At 67.3% G+C, this 13,217-nt stretch carries 14 protein-coding genes; 3 read left to right on the forward strand and 11 right to left on the reverse strand.

The window, feature by feature from the left end:
* Positions 1-8: 8 nt before the first annotated feature.
* The 8 genes from J5M86_RS01225 to J5M86_RS01260 all read right to left on the reverse strand — a co-directional run bounded on the left by J5M86_RS01225 (position 9) and on the right by J5M86_RS01260 (position 7,987).
* Entirely contained in the window at positions 9-1,037 is a 1,029-nt protein-coding gene (locus J5M86_RS01225) for an iron chelate uptake ABC transporter family permease subunit (protein ID WP_244328411.1), read from the reverse strand.
* Positions 1,034-2,089: an iron ABC transporter permease gene (locus tag J5M86_RS01230; RefSeq protein ID WP_188059876.1), complete on the reverse strand. Its 1,056-nt coding sequence runs from the start codon at positions 2,087-2,089 to the stop codon at positions 1,034-1,036. The genes J5M86_RS01225 and J5M86_RS01230 overlap by 4 nt, the downstream gene beginning before the upstream one ends.
* Positions 2,086-3,126, reverse strand: a complete 1,041-nt coding sequence (locus J5M86_RS01235; protein WP_188059875.1) for an iron-siderophore ABC transporter substrate-binding protein — start codon at positions 3,124-3,126, stop codon at positions 2,086-2,088. The genes J5M86_RS01230 and J5M86_RS01235 overlap by 4 nt, the downstream gene beginning before the upstream one ends.
* 46 nt (positions 3,127-3,172) lie before the next feature.
* Positions 3,173-4,006: a siderophore-interacting protein gene (locus tag J5M86_RS01240; RefSeq protein WP_188059874.1), complete on the reverse strand. Its 834-nt coding sequence runs from the start codon at positions 4,004-4,006 to the stop codon at positions 3,173-3,175.
* Between the two features lie 68 nt (positions 4,007-4,074).
* Positions 4,075-4,767: a hypothetical protein gene (locus tag J5M86_RS01245; protein ID WP_188059873.1), complete on the reverse strand. Its 693-nt coding sequence runs from the start codon at positions 4,765-4,767 to the stop codon at positions 4,075-4,077.
* Complete coding sequence (locus J5M86_RS01250; protein ID WP_244328412.1) at positions 4,764-5,258, reverse strand: SigE family RNA polymerase sigma factor; 495 nt, start codon at positions 5,256-5,258, stop codon at positions 4,764-4,766. The genes J5M86_RS01245 and J5M86_RS01250 overlap by 4 nt, the downstream gene beginning before the upstream one ends.
* A gap of 144 nt (positions 5,259-5,402) precedes the next feature.
* Positions 5,403-6,554 (reverse strand): magnesium/cobalt transporter CorA, encoded by a 1,152-nt coding sequence (gene corA / locus J5M86_RS01255; protein ID WP_188059871.1) that lies wholly within the window; start codon positions 6,552-6,554, stop codon positions 5,403-5,405.
* A gap of 41 nt (positions 6,555-6,595) precedes the next feature.
* A complete protein-coding gene (locus J5M86_RS01260; RefSeq protein ID WP_188059870.1) occupies positions 6,596-7,987 on the reverse strand; it encodes an aspartate ammonia-lyase in 1,392 nt (463 codons plus the stop codon).
* Between the two features lie 516 nt (positions 7,988-8,503).
* On the opposite strand from J5M86_RS01260, the gene J5M86_RS01265 reads away from it, so the two are divergent.
* Both J5M86_RS01265 and J5M86_RS01270 read left to right on the forward strand, forming a co-directional pair.
* A complete protein-coding gene (locus tag J5M86_RS01265; RefSeq protein ID WP_188059869.1) occupies positions 8,504-8,743 on the forward strand; it encodes a hypothetical protein in 240 nt (79 codons plus the stop codon).
* 58 nt (positions 8,744-8,801) lie between these two features.
* A complete protein-coding gene (locus tag J5M86_RS01270) occupies positions 8,802-9,599 on the forward strand; it encodes a transglutaminase family protein (RefSeq protein WP_188059868.1) in 798 nt (265 codons plus the stop codon).
* A gap of 12 nt (positions 9,600-9,611) precedes the next feature.
* On the opposite strand, the gene J5M86_RS01275 is transcribed toward J5M86_RS01270, so the two are convergent.
* Entirely contained in the window at positions 9,612-10,337 is a 726-nt protein-coding gene (locus tag J5M86_RS01275) for a sulfite exporter TauE/SafE family protein (RefSeq protein ID WP_188059867.1), read from the reverse strand.
* A 208-nt stretch (positions 10,338-10,545) separates the two neighbouring features.
* Here J5M86_RS01275 and J5M86_RS01280 point away from each other — a divergent pair, with 208 nt between their 5' ends.
* The gene (locus J5M86_RS01280; RefSeq protein WP_188059866.1) at positions 10,546-10,929 is read left to right on the forward strand and encodes a DUF1304 domain-containing protein; all 384 of its coding nucleotides are present in this window, start codon (positions 10,546-10,548) and stop codon (positions 10,927-10,929) included.
* A gap of 346 nt (positions 10,930-11,275) precedes the next feature.
* Here the strand turns inward: J5M86_RS01280 and J5M86_RS01285 are convergent, their stop codons facing one another.
* Together J5M86_RS01285 and J5M86_RS01290 are read right to left on the reverse strand one after the other, a co-directional pair.
* Positions 11,276-12,166 carry an ABC transporter permease gene (locus J5M86_RS01285; protein ID WP_188059865.1) on the reverse strand — a complete coding sequence of 297 codons (891 nt, stop codon included), beginning with the start codon at positions 12,164-12,166 and terminating at the stop codon, positions 11,276-11,278.
* Positions 12,163-13,185, reverse strand: a complete 1,023-nt coding sequence (locus tag J5M86_RS01290) for an ABC transporter ATP-binding protein (RefSeq protein ID WP_188059864.1) — start codon at positions 13,183-13,185, stop codon at positions 12,163-12,165. Before J5M86_RS01290 ends, J5M86_RS01285 begins: the two co-directional genes overlap by 4 nt.
* Between the last annotated feature and the right edge of the window lie 32 nt (positions 13,186-13,217).

Genomic DNA, 13,217 nt, shown 5'->3' on the forward strand with positions numbered 1-13,217 from the left:
CGTCGGCATCAGCCGTTGACCGATCGCCGGGTGGAGACGAGCAGGTAGAGCAGGAAGGGCGCGCCGGCGATGCCGGTCAGGACGCCCACGGGCAGATCACCGGGGATCACGTAGGACGCCAGGTAGTCGGCGCCGACCACGACGCAGGCGCCCACGATCGCCGAGAGAAGGATGGACGGCCGTCCGGCGTTGATGCGCCGGGCGATCGGGCCGGCCAGCAGGCTGACGAAGGCGATGGGTCCGGTGACGGACGCGGCCGTGGCGGTCATCAGGACGCCGATTCCCATGAGCGCCAACCGGGTGCGGTGCACATTGGCGCCCAGACCGGTGGCTGCGTCATGGCCGAGTTCGAGCAGCCGCAGACCGCGGCCGAGCGCCATCGCGATCGGCAGACAGACTGCGACGACGAGGGCGAGCCGGGTGATGCCGTCCCAGACCGGTGCGTTGAGCGAACCGGTGAGCCAGATCATGGCGTCCTGGGCCTGATAGACGCTGGTGCGGGTCAGCAGCCACTGGATCAGCGACTGCAATGCCGCAGCGATGCCGAGGCCGATGAGGATCATGCGGTGTGAAGCGGTCTCGCCCTTGCCGCCGACCACGTGGATGAGGACGGCGACCGCCAGGCCGCCGACGAGCGCGGCGAGCGACATCGAGGTGCCGCTCCAGCCGAACAGGATCGAACTGCCGAGCGCTCCGACGCTCGCGCCGAGCGTCACGCCGAGGACGTCGGGGCTGGCGAGCGGGTTGCGCAGCATCGTCTGGAAGATCGAGCCAGCCGCGCCGAAGGCGATTCCGGCGAGTGCTCCCGCCAGGGCGGCCGGCAGCTTCGACTCCATCACGATGAAGCTCGCGACCGGGATGTCGGTGCCGGTGATGATGCGGAAGAAGTCGGGGATCGTGATCGTGAAGTCGCCGAGCAGGAGGCGGGCAGCCATCAGGCCGATCAACACAACTGTGGCGATGACGAGCAGGAGGGCGGCCCGGCGGGTGGCGCGCACCCCGACCCGGCGAATGGTTTCGACGGTGGACGCGCTCACAGCGTCACCACCTTGCGACGAAGCAGCACCAGCAGAGCGGGGACGCCCACCAGTGCGGTGAGAATGCCGGCCGACACCTCGCCCGGAGGCGCGATCACGCGTCCGATGACGTCGGCGAGCAGGAGCATCGTGGCGCCGGCGAGGGCGCTGAGGGGGAGCAGTTTGCTGTGGTCGGGCCCGACGACGAAACGCACCAGGTGCGGCACGACAAGTCCGACGAAGGCGATGGGTCCGGCGATCGAGGTGGCGGTGCAGGCCAGCAGCACGGCGCCGGTGGCGATGAGCAGACGCACCAGCAGCACGCGTTGTCCGAGTGAGCGGGCCAGGTCGTCGCCCAGGGCCAGGGCGTTGAGGGTGCGGGCCGAGGCGAACACGATCACGGCGCCGAGGATCAGGAAGGGCAGGGTGACCGGCAGGTTGTCCAGGTCGCGTCCGCCGACCGACCCCACCTGCCAGAAACGGAAGACGTCGAGTGCGCCCTGGTCGCGCATCAACATCGAGGCAGTCAGGCTGGTGCACCCGGCGGTCACCGCGGCACCGGTGAGGGCGAGAGTGATCGGTGTGGATCCGCCCACTCCGGCCGAAGCGATGGCGTAGACCAACGCAGCGGCGATCGAACCGCCGAGCAGTGCGAGGGCGATGAACGACAACTGGCTGCCGGCGATGCCGAGGGTGAGTCCGGTGACCACCGCCAACGACGCACCGGCATTGACGCCGAGCAGCCCAGGGTCGGCCAGTGGGTTGCGGGTCAGCCCTTGCAAGGACGCGCCCGACAGGGCGACAGCGGCGCCCACCAGCAGTGCGACCACCGTGCGGTCGAGCCGGGCGTCCACCACGGCGCTCGCGTCGTTGTTCTGACCGAGCAGCGCGCCCAGTGCGTCGGGGATGCTCACCGATTCACTCGAACCCACCGCCACCGAGAGCAACACCGCAGCGACCAGCGCGAGTGAGGCAAGAACCAGCTTCGTCACGAACGAGGCGCGACGCGACCCGCGTCCGAACTCCTTGGTGGGAGCATCGGACGCGGGTCGGGATTGAGCTTTGGTGCTCACTTGGCCTTGGCGGCCACCGCAGCGAGCTGCGGCAGGAACTTCTCCAGTGCCGTCGGAATGCTCAGCGTCGTCGGGCTCGACATCGGCATCGCGGCGACGTTGTCGGTGCTGGCGAGGTAGTTGCCCTTGGCAAGCGCCGGGATCTTGGCGACGAGCGCGTTCTTCTTCAGTTCGGCCACCTGGGCCTGGTTCTCCACGTAGAAGATGAGCAGATCGGAGTCGGCGGTCGAGGCGTTCTCTGCCGAGACGTCGACGCTGAACATGTTGGGCTGCTTCTTCGACAGCGTCTGCACGAAATCGGGCGTCTTCATGCCGAGCTCCTTGAGCATGCGCGGACGGTTGTCCTGCTCGGTGTAGAAGCTGACCTTCGACAGGTCGGTGGGGGTGAACCAGGCCCACGCGACCGACTTGTCCTTCAGCGCCGGGTACTTCGCGGCGGCGGTCTTGATCTGGTTCTCGGTCTGCGTCTTGAGCTTGGCGGCGTCGTCGCTCTTGCCCAGGGCCTTGCCGATGAGTTCGAGTGACTGCTGCCAGGAGGTGCCCCACGGTGCGCCGGGGTAGGCGACCACAGGAGCGAGCTTGCTGAGCTTGTCGTACTCGGCCTGCGTCATGCCCGAGTTGGTGGCGAGGATGAGGTCGGGCTTGAGCGCGGCGATCTTGTCGACCGGGGTGCCGTCGGCATCGCTGTAGCGGGTGGGCTGTGCGCCGCCCATCTTGGTCAGTGCGGCGTCGTACCAATCAGTCGACTTCTTGTCATTACCACCCCAACTGATCTCTGGGACGCCGACCGGGGCGACGCCGAGCGACAGTGCGAAGTCCTGATCGCTCCAGCCCACGACGGCGACACGCTGGGGCGCATTCTTGATGGTGGCGGTGCCGAGGGCCGTCTTGATGCTCACCGGGAAAGCGCCGCTGGCGGCGTTGTTGCTGGTGCTCGAGCTGGTTCCGCTGGACTCCGCAGAGTCGGTCGGGCCGGTGCTGCAGGCGGCGAGCAGCGTGGTGCAGGCGGCGGCTGCTACCAGGGTGATGCGCTTCATGCGGGGTGGATCTCCTTGATCGACAAGAGTTTTCGGCTGGGCGCGCTCAGGTGCGGGCTTCGCCGAGCGTCCAGAAGGACGAGAACATCACGCTGCGCCGATTGACGTCGCGCTCCTTCACCAGGTGTCGTCGTACGCCGGTGGCCAAGGTGTGCTCACCGCAGATCCACGCGTACGAGAGGGCTGGCAGGTCAAGGCCGGTGAGGCGCTCCAAGGCTGCCTCGCCCGGTTGGCGATCACCACGCTGCACGACGATCGCCTCGATGCCGTCGGGCAGCGGGCTGAGATAGCCCAGATCGGGCACTTCCACCAGCACGGTCGCTGCCGCCGGGTTGTCCAAGCTCTCCAGAATCGCCGCCAGTGCGGGCGCCCCGGTTTCGTCCGCGATCAACAACTGGTGGCCTGTGGCGGGCGGAAGGTGCAGGGCGGTGTGCTGCCGGAAGCCGACCTGCTCACCGATAGCGACTCGGGTGGCCCATGCCGAGCCGGGCCCGGCGTCCCCGTGCAGCACGACGTCGACGTCCACTTCGCCCTGTTCTGGGCGGACGGCACGCAGGGTGTACCACCGCAGCTCCGGGCGGTCGTCCTCCGGCATGCGATGGACGGCGCGGCGCAGGTTGGCTTCGTGCGGGTCGGGCATCACCAGGCGACCGTCGCGCGGAATCAGCAGACCGAAGTATTCGTCGGCGCCGTTGGTGACGTACGAACGGAACTCGGCTGCACTGAAAGTGATGCGGCGGACGTGTGCCGCAACATCAGTGACCGCCTCGACGGTCATGACCCACTGGCCGCCTTCCTGGCGTGAGGGCATCCGCGCCATGGTGGTGGCGGTGTACGCCGAGAGCGCGCGTTCTTCGATTCGATCGCGAAGCGTGGACACGTGGGGCCTCCGGTGTGAGTAGGTCAGGCATACCTAACTAAGCATGCCCTTCCTATGTCAAACCGAGGTCAGCGAGGTGACGGCAGCACGCTGCCCTTCCATCTGAGTTCGACCGGCTGCCCGGCTGATGTGCAGCCGAAGGTGCTGATGCTCACCTCGCGACCGCCGAGTTCGTACGTGCCGAACGTGCGGGTGGTGTCGACGGTGCGCTTGCTGCCGCGATCACACATGCGGACACCGTCCTCAATGAGGCCTGCGCCGTCCGGTGCGTCAACGCTGTAGGCGAAGGCGACTGGGGTCGCGTACGTCGTGCCCGTCATCTCGACACTGATCGTGACCTTGCCGTCGTCGATCGTGAAAACCGGTGTGAGAGTGAGCGTCTCGCCATTTCCCACCGACACGGTCGTCGATGCCGGGCCCTGCACGAAACCACCCGGGACAGCGAAACCCGCCTCGCCGGATGTCGGGCGGGACGCTGCAGCGGTTCCGGCTGCGGGCGCCGAGGCGTTCGACATCGTGTCCTGTCCGCTGCCGCCGGGCAGGTTGATCTGACCGGAGGCGGCGAGCACCGCCACGCCGGCAGCCGCGCCGGCCAGCGCGATCTTGGTGACCAGTCCCGTCCGCGTCGGATTTTCTGGGGCGGATCTGCGCAACTGCGTGAGCAGATCGTCGCGCTTCGACGCGTCCAGATCTTCTGGGTCGACCTGATCGGCGCGCGCCTGCAGCGACGCCCGCAATCGCTGCTCCAATTCGTCGCTCATCGCTGCACCCCCATCGCCTCACCGAGTGCAGCGACGGCCCGGCTGGCCTGCGACTTCACCGTGCCCTTGCTGATGCCGAGGGCGTCCGCGATCTGCGCCTCCGACAGATCCGACCAATAACGCAGTACGAGCACTTCGCGCTGTCGGGGTGGCAACCGGTCGAGCGCGCCCAGCACCTCGCGATGTTCTTCGGCCAGCAGCACGTCGTCGTCGGCCGGTGGCGTGACCTCCGGTTCAGCGCCCTTGAGGTGCTCACGCACCGTGCGCCTCCTGCGCAGCTGCGATCGCGACTGGTTGACCACCGCGCGACGCACGTACGCCAGCGCCGCATCGGCATCGCGGATGGAATCGAGGTTGCGGTGCATCCCCAGGAACGCGTCGTGGACGGCGTCCTCGGCGCTCGGCAGGTCGTCGACGAGCAGACGAGCCAGCCTGATCAGCCCGAGATGGTGCTGCTCGTAGAGCGTGGCCAGATCGACGCGGGGCGTCACGCGCGCGTGGTCCAGTTCACGAGTCCCCCTGAAATTGGCGGAAACTGCCTGCCACCGCGGCCATTGTGCTCCAGTAGTCGCGGTCATGTCTGTCCAGACGCGCACGTCGGATGCAGGTTGCCCCGGGGCTGGAAGTCTTGCGGGTCAGAGCCAGCTGCGCCGCTTGAAGACGATGTACATCGTCGTGCTCACCAAAAGCATGAGACCGAGCGCGAAGGGATAGCCGAACCACCAGCTGAGCTCGGGCATGTGGGTGAAGTTCATGCCATAGATGCCGGCGACGACGGTCGGAGTGAACAGGATGGCGGCCCATGACGAGGCCTTCTTCACCTCGTCCGCCTGCGTGTTGGCGGTCTGGGCGAGGCGCTTCATCTCCTCGTTCTGCGTCTGCGCGACGAGGGTCGCGTTGAGAGTGAGGATGTCGGCCAGCGACTGGCGGAAACCGTCGACGCGCTCGCTGACGCTGATGGTGTGGTCGAGCACGTCGCGCATGAGCCGCTGGAGCTCGGGGTCGGTGCCGTACTTCTCGGCGCCCCTGTCGAGCGAGTCGAGGATGCCGCGCAAGGGCTTGACCGCGCGCTGCAGCTCCATCACCTCCTGCGAGAGCTCGTAGATGCGCCGCGACACGTTCGGATCGGACTCGAAGACCTGCGCCTCGATCTCGTCGATGTCGTTCTCCAGCCCGGTCAGCACCGGCGCGTAACCGTCGACCACGTGGTCGAGCACTCCATACAGCACCGCTTCCGGGCCGAGCGCCAACAGGTCAGGGTTGCCCTCCAACCGTTTGCGCACCGGCGCCAGCGACGGGTCGGAGGTGTGCCGCACAGTGATGACGAAGTCGGGGCCGATGAACAGGTGGATCTCGCCGAAGTCGACGGTCTCGGTCTCGTCGTCGTAGGACGCCGAACGCAGCACCACGAAGAGCGTCTCGTCGTACCGCTCGAGCTTGGGACGCTGGTGGGCGACGATCGCGTCTTCCACCGCGAGCGGGTGCAGATCGAAGATGCCGGCGACCTGTTGGACGTGGTGCGAGGTCGGGTGCGCCAGACCGATCCAGGCCATCGGCCCGTCCGTGGTGTCGTCCCGATCGGTCAGCCGATGAATGGTCTCGGAGATCGTCCGAGGGTTCTCCAGCTTGTGGCCATCGCGGTAGATGGCACGCTCGATCACCATCGCCTCGGCGGGGCCGTCGTCCTCCTCGCGGGCAGGCTCGAACGCCGCGGCAGGCGGCTCGAAGGCCGGGATGCGCGGGGTGACCTTGGGGACGTTGATCGAGCGTCCACGCCAGACGGGCATGGGAGCCACCTTAGTGATTGCGGGGAGGCTCGCCGCCTTGACTATCCGCGGGTCATCGCCAGCACGTCGAGTGCCTCGTCGAGCTGCTCCTCGGTGAGCTTGCCGTCGGCGACGTGGCCGCGCTCGAGCACCACTTCGCGGATCGTCTTGCCCTCCTTGAGCGCCTGCTTGGCGATGGATGCGGCCTCGTCGTAGCCGAGCTGGTGGTTGAGCGCCGTCACGATCGACGGGGACGACTCGGCGTAGCGACGCATGCGGTCGCGGTCGGCTTCGATGCCGTCGAGGCAACGCAGCGCGAACACCCGAGAAACGTTGGCCAGCAACTGGACCGACTCCAGCAGGTTGCGGGCGATCACAGGCAGCATGACGTTGAGTTCGAAGGTGCCGGCGCTCGCACCGAAGGCCACCGCGGCGTCGTTTCCGATCACCTGGGCGCTCACCTGCAGCATCGCCTCGCAGAGCACCGGGTTGACCTTGCCCGGCATGATCGAGCTGCCCGGCTGCAGGTCGGGCAGGTGGATCTCGGCGAGGCCCGCGGTCGGGCCCGAACCCATCCAGCGGATGTCGTTGGCGATCTTGGTGAACGCAATCGCGACGGTGCGCAGCGTGCCCGAGAGTTCGGCCAGTGCGTCGCGACTCGATTGTGCTGCAAAGTGATTCGTTGCCTCGGTCAGTGGCAGGTCGAGCTGCTGTGCGAGATCGGCGATCACTGTCGCCGCCATGCCCTCGGGCACGTTGATGCCGGTGCCGACCGCAGAACCGCCGAGCGGCAGTTCGCCCACGTGGGGGAGGCCATCGCGCAACCGTGCGGCAACGAACTCGACCTGCGCCGCGTAGCCGCCGAACTCCTGGCCGAGGGTCACGGGGGTGGCGTCCATAAGATGAGTGCGCCCCGACTTCACGGCATCGGCGAACTCGGTTTCCTTGCGCCGCAACGACTTCGACAGCACCTCCAGCGCGGGGAGCAGGTCGTCCTTCACCCCGGCGGCAGCCGCGATGTGGATCGCCGACGGGAACTGGTCGTTGGAGGAGAACGGATCGTTGACGCCGTCGTTCGGGTGCACAGCTCGTCCGAGCTTCTCGGTGGCCAAGGTGGCGATCACCTCGTTGGCGTTCATGTTGCTCGATGTGCCCGAGCCGGTTTGGAAGACATCGATCGGGAACTCCGCGTCCCACCTGCCTTCGGCGACTTCCTGCGCAGCCTGCGAAATTGCTTGCGCCACATCGCTTTCGAGTGCTCCCGACTCTGCGCGGGCGCGCGCGGACGCAGCCTTGATCGCAGCGAGCGCATGGATGAGCGCTGGCTCGATCGGACGTCCGGAGATCGGGAAGTTGTCGATCGCGCGCTGGGTCTGCGCCTGCCATTTCGCAGCGGCCGGCACCTCGATCTCACCCATCGAATCGCGTTCGGTGCGCATCTGCTGGTCGGACATCTCAGGCTCTCCTTCGTCGCTCGGTGGATCTCACGTCTCGCGCAGGTCAACCGCGCGGTCGTCGCTGATGTTCCGATGTTTCGAGGAGACGCAAACGCGGCGGTTGCAGCGGTAGGTGCGGCGCTTGTTCGCAAACGCGGCAGCTGCAACCGCCGCGCCTGTCAGCACGTGGCGCACCTGTCGGGTCGCGTTGAGGGCGACCGATCCGAGGTGCCCACCGCGGTGAAGTCGATCAAGCTGACCACGGGTGCGTCTCAGGCGATCGCCTACCGTCCCGGCACGGAGAGCTTCTTCGGCAGCGCCGAAGGGCTGACGTGGACGAAGGCCGGCGCGGTCCGATCGAACAGCAAGCCTTCGAAATCACACCGCCGTTCGGTGCGGCCGAACTGCGGACAGGTCACGCGACGTTCACGCTGACCGCCGGTTTCACCGGCAACAGCACCGGCGACGGACTGCCCGGGTGGCGGCAGCGAAGGCGGCAACGAACGCTCCGCGGACGCCGGCCCGGAGCGCTTGGTGCAGGTTACCTCGGACGCTCGTACCCGGCTCTTCGGCGAAGGCGCCGGGGCCACCATGGTCACGGCACCCGCGTGGGCGTGGTTGCTGACGGTCGCCGAACCGATGACCGCCGAAGGCTTCACCGGGTCGCCGTACCTGCTGCCCGCAGGCGTCACCCAGCTGAGCGAGCCGACCGACGCCGTGGTCAGGATCGTCGGCGGCATGATCGTTGAATCGCACCAGATCCTCAAGGTGTGACGCGAGCGATCGACGCGCACGGCTCCATGCTGTCGACCCAAACGACAGGATGGAGCCCATGCGTCGCATCGTCACCGCTCACGTCGAAGCCAATGTCTCCAGCCTCGCCGACATCACCTGGTCGGTCGCGGTGTCGGAGGCCGTGCCCCGGGCGCAGGAAGAGCTCACGATCACCGTCGACGGACGGCCCGTGGAGGTCGAGGAGATCATCGACGGCATGACCCGGCTGCACCGCTGCCGGGAGACGCCGGCCGGCGCGCTCGTGCTCGACTACAGCTGCACCGTCGAGGAGCAGGCGCCCGAGCCCGACGTGACGCCGCTGGACGAGGTCGCCTTCCTGCGTCCGAGCAGGTACGTCGACTCCGACACGCTGGCGCCCGTCGCCCTGGCGACCTTCGGCGGCAAACAGGGCAAGCAGTTGCTGGACGAGGTGACGACCTGGGTGCACCAGAGCCTGCAGTACGTCAGTGGGTCGAGTCGTCCTACCGATGGCTCGATCCAGACCTACTTGTCACGGCAGGGCGTGTGCCGCGACTTCGCCCACTTGGTGATCGCCATGCTGCGCGGGCTCAACGTGCCCGCCCGGCTGGTCAGTGTCTACGCGCCGGGTCTGAGTCCGATGGACTTCCACGCGGTCGCCGAGGCGCTGGTCGACGGCAAGTGGCAGGTCGTCGATGCCACTTTGCTGGCACCTCGCACCTCGCTCCTGCGCATCGCGACGGGCCGTGACGCCAGTGACACGGCTTTCATGACGGTCACCGGCGGCACCGTCGAACTGGGACAGATGGAAGTGACGGCCGTCGCCGAACCGGACCTGCCGACCGACGATCCGACCATGCTCACCCAGCTGCGCTGACGCCTCTGCCGACTACTGCGTTGCCACCCGCACGAAGACCGCGAGGGCGGCGACGGTTGCAAGCACGAGCATGAACTGACGGAATCGCGCCGGGTGGATGCGATGTCGAAGGGGTTGTGCGACAAGCGAACCCAGCAGCATGAAGGGCATCCACGCAAGGCCCGCGACGACGGCGTCCGAATGCACCTGCCCGCCGATCGCCAGACCGCCAAGCGAAGTCAGCGCGCCGATCAAGAAGAACGGCGCGAGTGTCGATCGCACCTGCTGCGGCTTCTGGTTCTGCAGGACGAGGCTGTAGAAGGGGCCGCCAATCGACGCGGCGGTGGCAGAGACACCCGTGATCAGACCAGCGGCGAACGACAGCGGGCCGGTCGGCTGCACCCGTACCCGTGCAAAAGAGCCAGCCACCGCGACCAACACCATGCAGGCGACGACCACCGAGATCGTCGTGCTGGAGGCCACGGCCACCAGCCACACCCCGAGCGGCATGGTCAGCACGCGTCCGAGCATTGCCCAGGAGAAGGAGCGCCACAGCACGTAGGCCCGTCCGCGGATGACTTCGACGAGGGGGAGTGGCAGGACGGTGATGAGCAGCGACACGGGCATGAGGTCGGGGGCGGCCATGACGATGAACGGCGCGGCGACGACGGCAAGGCCGAAGCCGACGACCCGCTGCACGAAGGAGCCGAGCGCGACGAAGAGACCGAGGACGACGAACAGCGTCCACGAGATGCCCACCCGTTGTCCCCTTCGATCGACCGACAGGTGATCGTTGCAGGGCGAGGACGAAACGGCGAATTGAGCTGAACGTGGTGCGGCAGAAGGCGCGACCCGTCGAGTTCGTCGGGGGGGCGCCGTTACGCCGGAAATTGGGTCAGAGACTGGTGGAGGAGGGCAGACTGGTGCTGCTCCGGGCCGACCGGAATCACCCGAACGAAGGAAACCCGTGGCAATCGCAGGCCTTGTTCTCGCCGTCCTCGCTGCACTCGTGCACGTCTTCATCTTCTACTTGGAGTCGTTGGTGTGGACGTCCGCGAAGGCCCGGGCGGTCTTCGGCACGTCTCCACAAGCTGCCGAGGCGACCAAAGAGATGGCCTTCAACCAAGGCTTCTACAACCTCTTCCTCGCGATCCAGGCGTTCATCGGCGTCCTGCTCTACGCGACCGGTCATGAATCGATCGGTCGCGCACTTGTCTTCGCCGGAGCCGGTGCCATGGCGGCCGCTGCTTTGGTGCTGCTGGTCAGTAGCCCTGACAAGCGCGCCGCGGCGATCAAGCAGGGCGTGTTGCCCTCGCTCGCGGTGCTGTTCCTGGCGCTCAGCTCGATCTGACACGGCCAGCCGCCGCTGACTGAGGCGACTCGGGTTCGTTCGCCCACGGAGGTCGGTGGGGCGGCTATCGCCGCCGGATTGCAGTGTTTGAGCTGTTGCTCAAGGTGCAGTCGGTATTGACGTGATCTCACCCGTCGATCGACTTCTCGGACGCGGATCCTCCCGCTTGCGGCCGGGCGATGAGCTCAGGCGGGCACAACTCGCGGACGCCGCGAGCACTGTTCGCGCTAACCGCGACTTGTGCTTGGGTGCGACCGACTCGTTGGCGGCGCGCTCAAACTGACGCCGGCACCCACCTTCGGAAGGTAGGTGTCGGCGCCGGATGTGCATACGAGGGAGAGCCGGATCAGCCGCGGGGCTCCCAGCGCCACGCCTTGCGGGCGATGGCGGTGAAGATGACGAACCACAGCGCCGTGACCGCGATGTCGTAGCCGGTCATGAATGTGTTCGCGGAGACGCCGACCTTCTCGGTCAGGTCGCTGACGAAGCCGGGCTGGGCGAACACCTGCCCGTCGACGCCGAGGAACCGGGCGCAGAGGTTGCTGGCCGCGGCGTACGGCGCGAGCAGCACACCGGTGCGTAGCTCGTCCGACATTCCTGGGTTGAGCACCATGATCGAGGTGACCAGACCGAGCATCATCACCGGCATCACGCCGAACTGCACGCGTTCGCTGTTGGTGGTCAGCGAGGCGGTGGCGAAGCCGGCCACCACGCTCATCACGGTCGTGACGAGTACGACGGCACCGAAGAGCAGCGGCTGCTGCGGCATCGGTGCGCCCATGAGGTGGTAGGCCGTCGTCAGGATCGCGACCTGTGCCAGACCGACCAGGACGTAAGGCATCGCCAGCGAGATCATCATCTGCCGGGGCAGCAGTTCAGAGGTGCGGAACCGTTTGAAGACCTGCGACTCACGCCGCGAAACGACGGCACTGGTGGTGGTCGTGTAGACCGCCATGATCAACACGAGAATCGTCATGGACGCCGTCAGGCTGTGCCACGCGCCGGGCGTTGTCGGCTTGCTGAACGACGCGATCCCGATCGCTGTCGCCGGAGCGAGCAGCACCGACATGAGCGCGACCTTCTGCTTGAAGATCATCGCCAATTCGAAGCGCGTCATCCGGACGATCCGTCCGATCCTGGTGCGATGGCGTCGCTTGCGCTCGGGGCGGGGAACACTGTGCGCGGTGCGCGCCGCCATCGGCGCGGACTCGGTGCGGGGACGGGTTGCAAGACTCATGACGACACCTCGTGGGAGTTGATGGCAGATGTGGAGTCAGGGTCGGCGGCCACGTCGTCGAGATCGGTGAGCCGCACCTGGTGGAAGACCTCCTCCAAGGAGGCGGGGTTCGCGCGCAGCCGCTCGAGGTCGACGCGCTCACGATCGGCGACGTCGAGCAACCACCGCAGGTCGCGCACGGGTTCGGGTCCGCTGACCCTCAGCTCAAGGCGCTCGCCGTGGGGACGGGTGACCCGGTCGACCGAGATCTCGACACCGCCTGGCCGACGGTGACGGTCGAGCCACTCCGTGCCGACGGCAGGGACGACGTCGAAGGTGATCCGCGCCGGCTGGGTCGACAGCACTTCGTCGAGGGTGCCGGCCACCGCGATGCGCCCCTGGTTCATGATCGCGACGCGGTCGGCGAGGCTTTCGGCCTCCTCCAATTGGTGCGTCGTGAGTAGGACGGTGGTGCCTTCGGCGCGCAGTTCGCGCACGAGCGTCCACAGGGTCTGCCGTGAGAACGGGTCGAGTCCGGTTGTCGGCTCGTCGAGCACGATGAGATCGGGGCCGCCCCAGATCGCGGTCGCGAGGTCGAGCCGGCGCCGCTCACCGCCGGAGAGGGCCTGCACCCTGGTGTCGGCCTTGTGGTCGAGGCCGACCCGCTGCAGGACGGTGTCCACGTCGTCGCGCCGCGACGACAGATCGGACCACAGTCGCAGCGTGGACAGGACGCTCAGCTCCGTGAAGAAGCCGGCCTCCTGGAGCATCACGCCGGTGCGGGCCCGGATCGCGCCCTGGTTGCTGGTGGGTTCGACGCCGAGCACGCGGACGCTGCCGCTGGTAGGTGCGCGGAAGCCTTGGATGAGTTCCAACGTCGTCGTCTTACCGGCGCCGTTGGTGCCGAGCAGCGCATAGACCTGCGCCGGCTCGATCGTGAGCGTCACACCCCGCACAGCGTGGTGCTTGCCATAGGAGAACTGCAGGTCTTGCACGTCGACGACAGGGCCGTCGAGAGCGGGGCGTTGGTTCTTCTTCATGGGTCCAAGCCTCGCGATCCTGTGCGTCCGTC

The organism is Yimella sp. cx-51 (assembly GCF_017654605.1).
GTDB lineage: Bacteria > Actinomycetota > Actinomycetes > Actinomycetales > Dermatophilaceae > Yimella.

Excerpts from the sequence above, each read along its gene's own strand:
- J5M86_RS01235 (WP_188059875.1), bottom strand. The coding sequence starts at position 3,126 with ATGAAGCGCATCACCCTGGTAGCAGCCGCCGCCTGCACCACGCTGCTC.
- J5M86_RS01245 (WP_188059873.1), bottom strand. The coding sequence starts at position 4,767 with ATGAGCGACGAATTGGAGCAGCGATTGCGGGCGTCGCTGCAGGCGCGC.
- corA (WP_188059871.1), bottom strand. The coding sequence starts at position 6,554 with ATGCCCGTCTGGCGTGGACGCTCGATCAACGTCCCCAAGGTCACCCCG.
- J5M86_RS01260 (WP_188059870.1), bottom strand. The coding sequence starts at position 7,987 with ATGTCCGACCAGCAGATGCGCACCGAACGCGATTCGATGGGTGAGATC.
- J5M86_RS01270 (WP_188059868.1), top strand. The coding sequence starts at position 8,802 with ATGCGTCGCATCGTCACCGCTCACGTCGAAGCCAATGTCTCCAGCCTC.
- J5M86_RS01285 (WP_188059865.1), bottom strand. The coding sequence starts at position 12,166 with ATGAGTCTTGCAACCCGTCCCCGCACCGAGTCCGCGCCGATGGCGGCG.
- J5M86_RS01290 (WP_188059864.1), bottom strand. The coding sequence starts at position 13,185 with ATGAAGAAGAACCAACGCCCCGCTCTCGACGGCCCTGTCGTCGACGTG.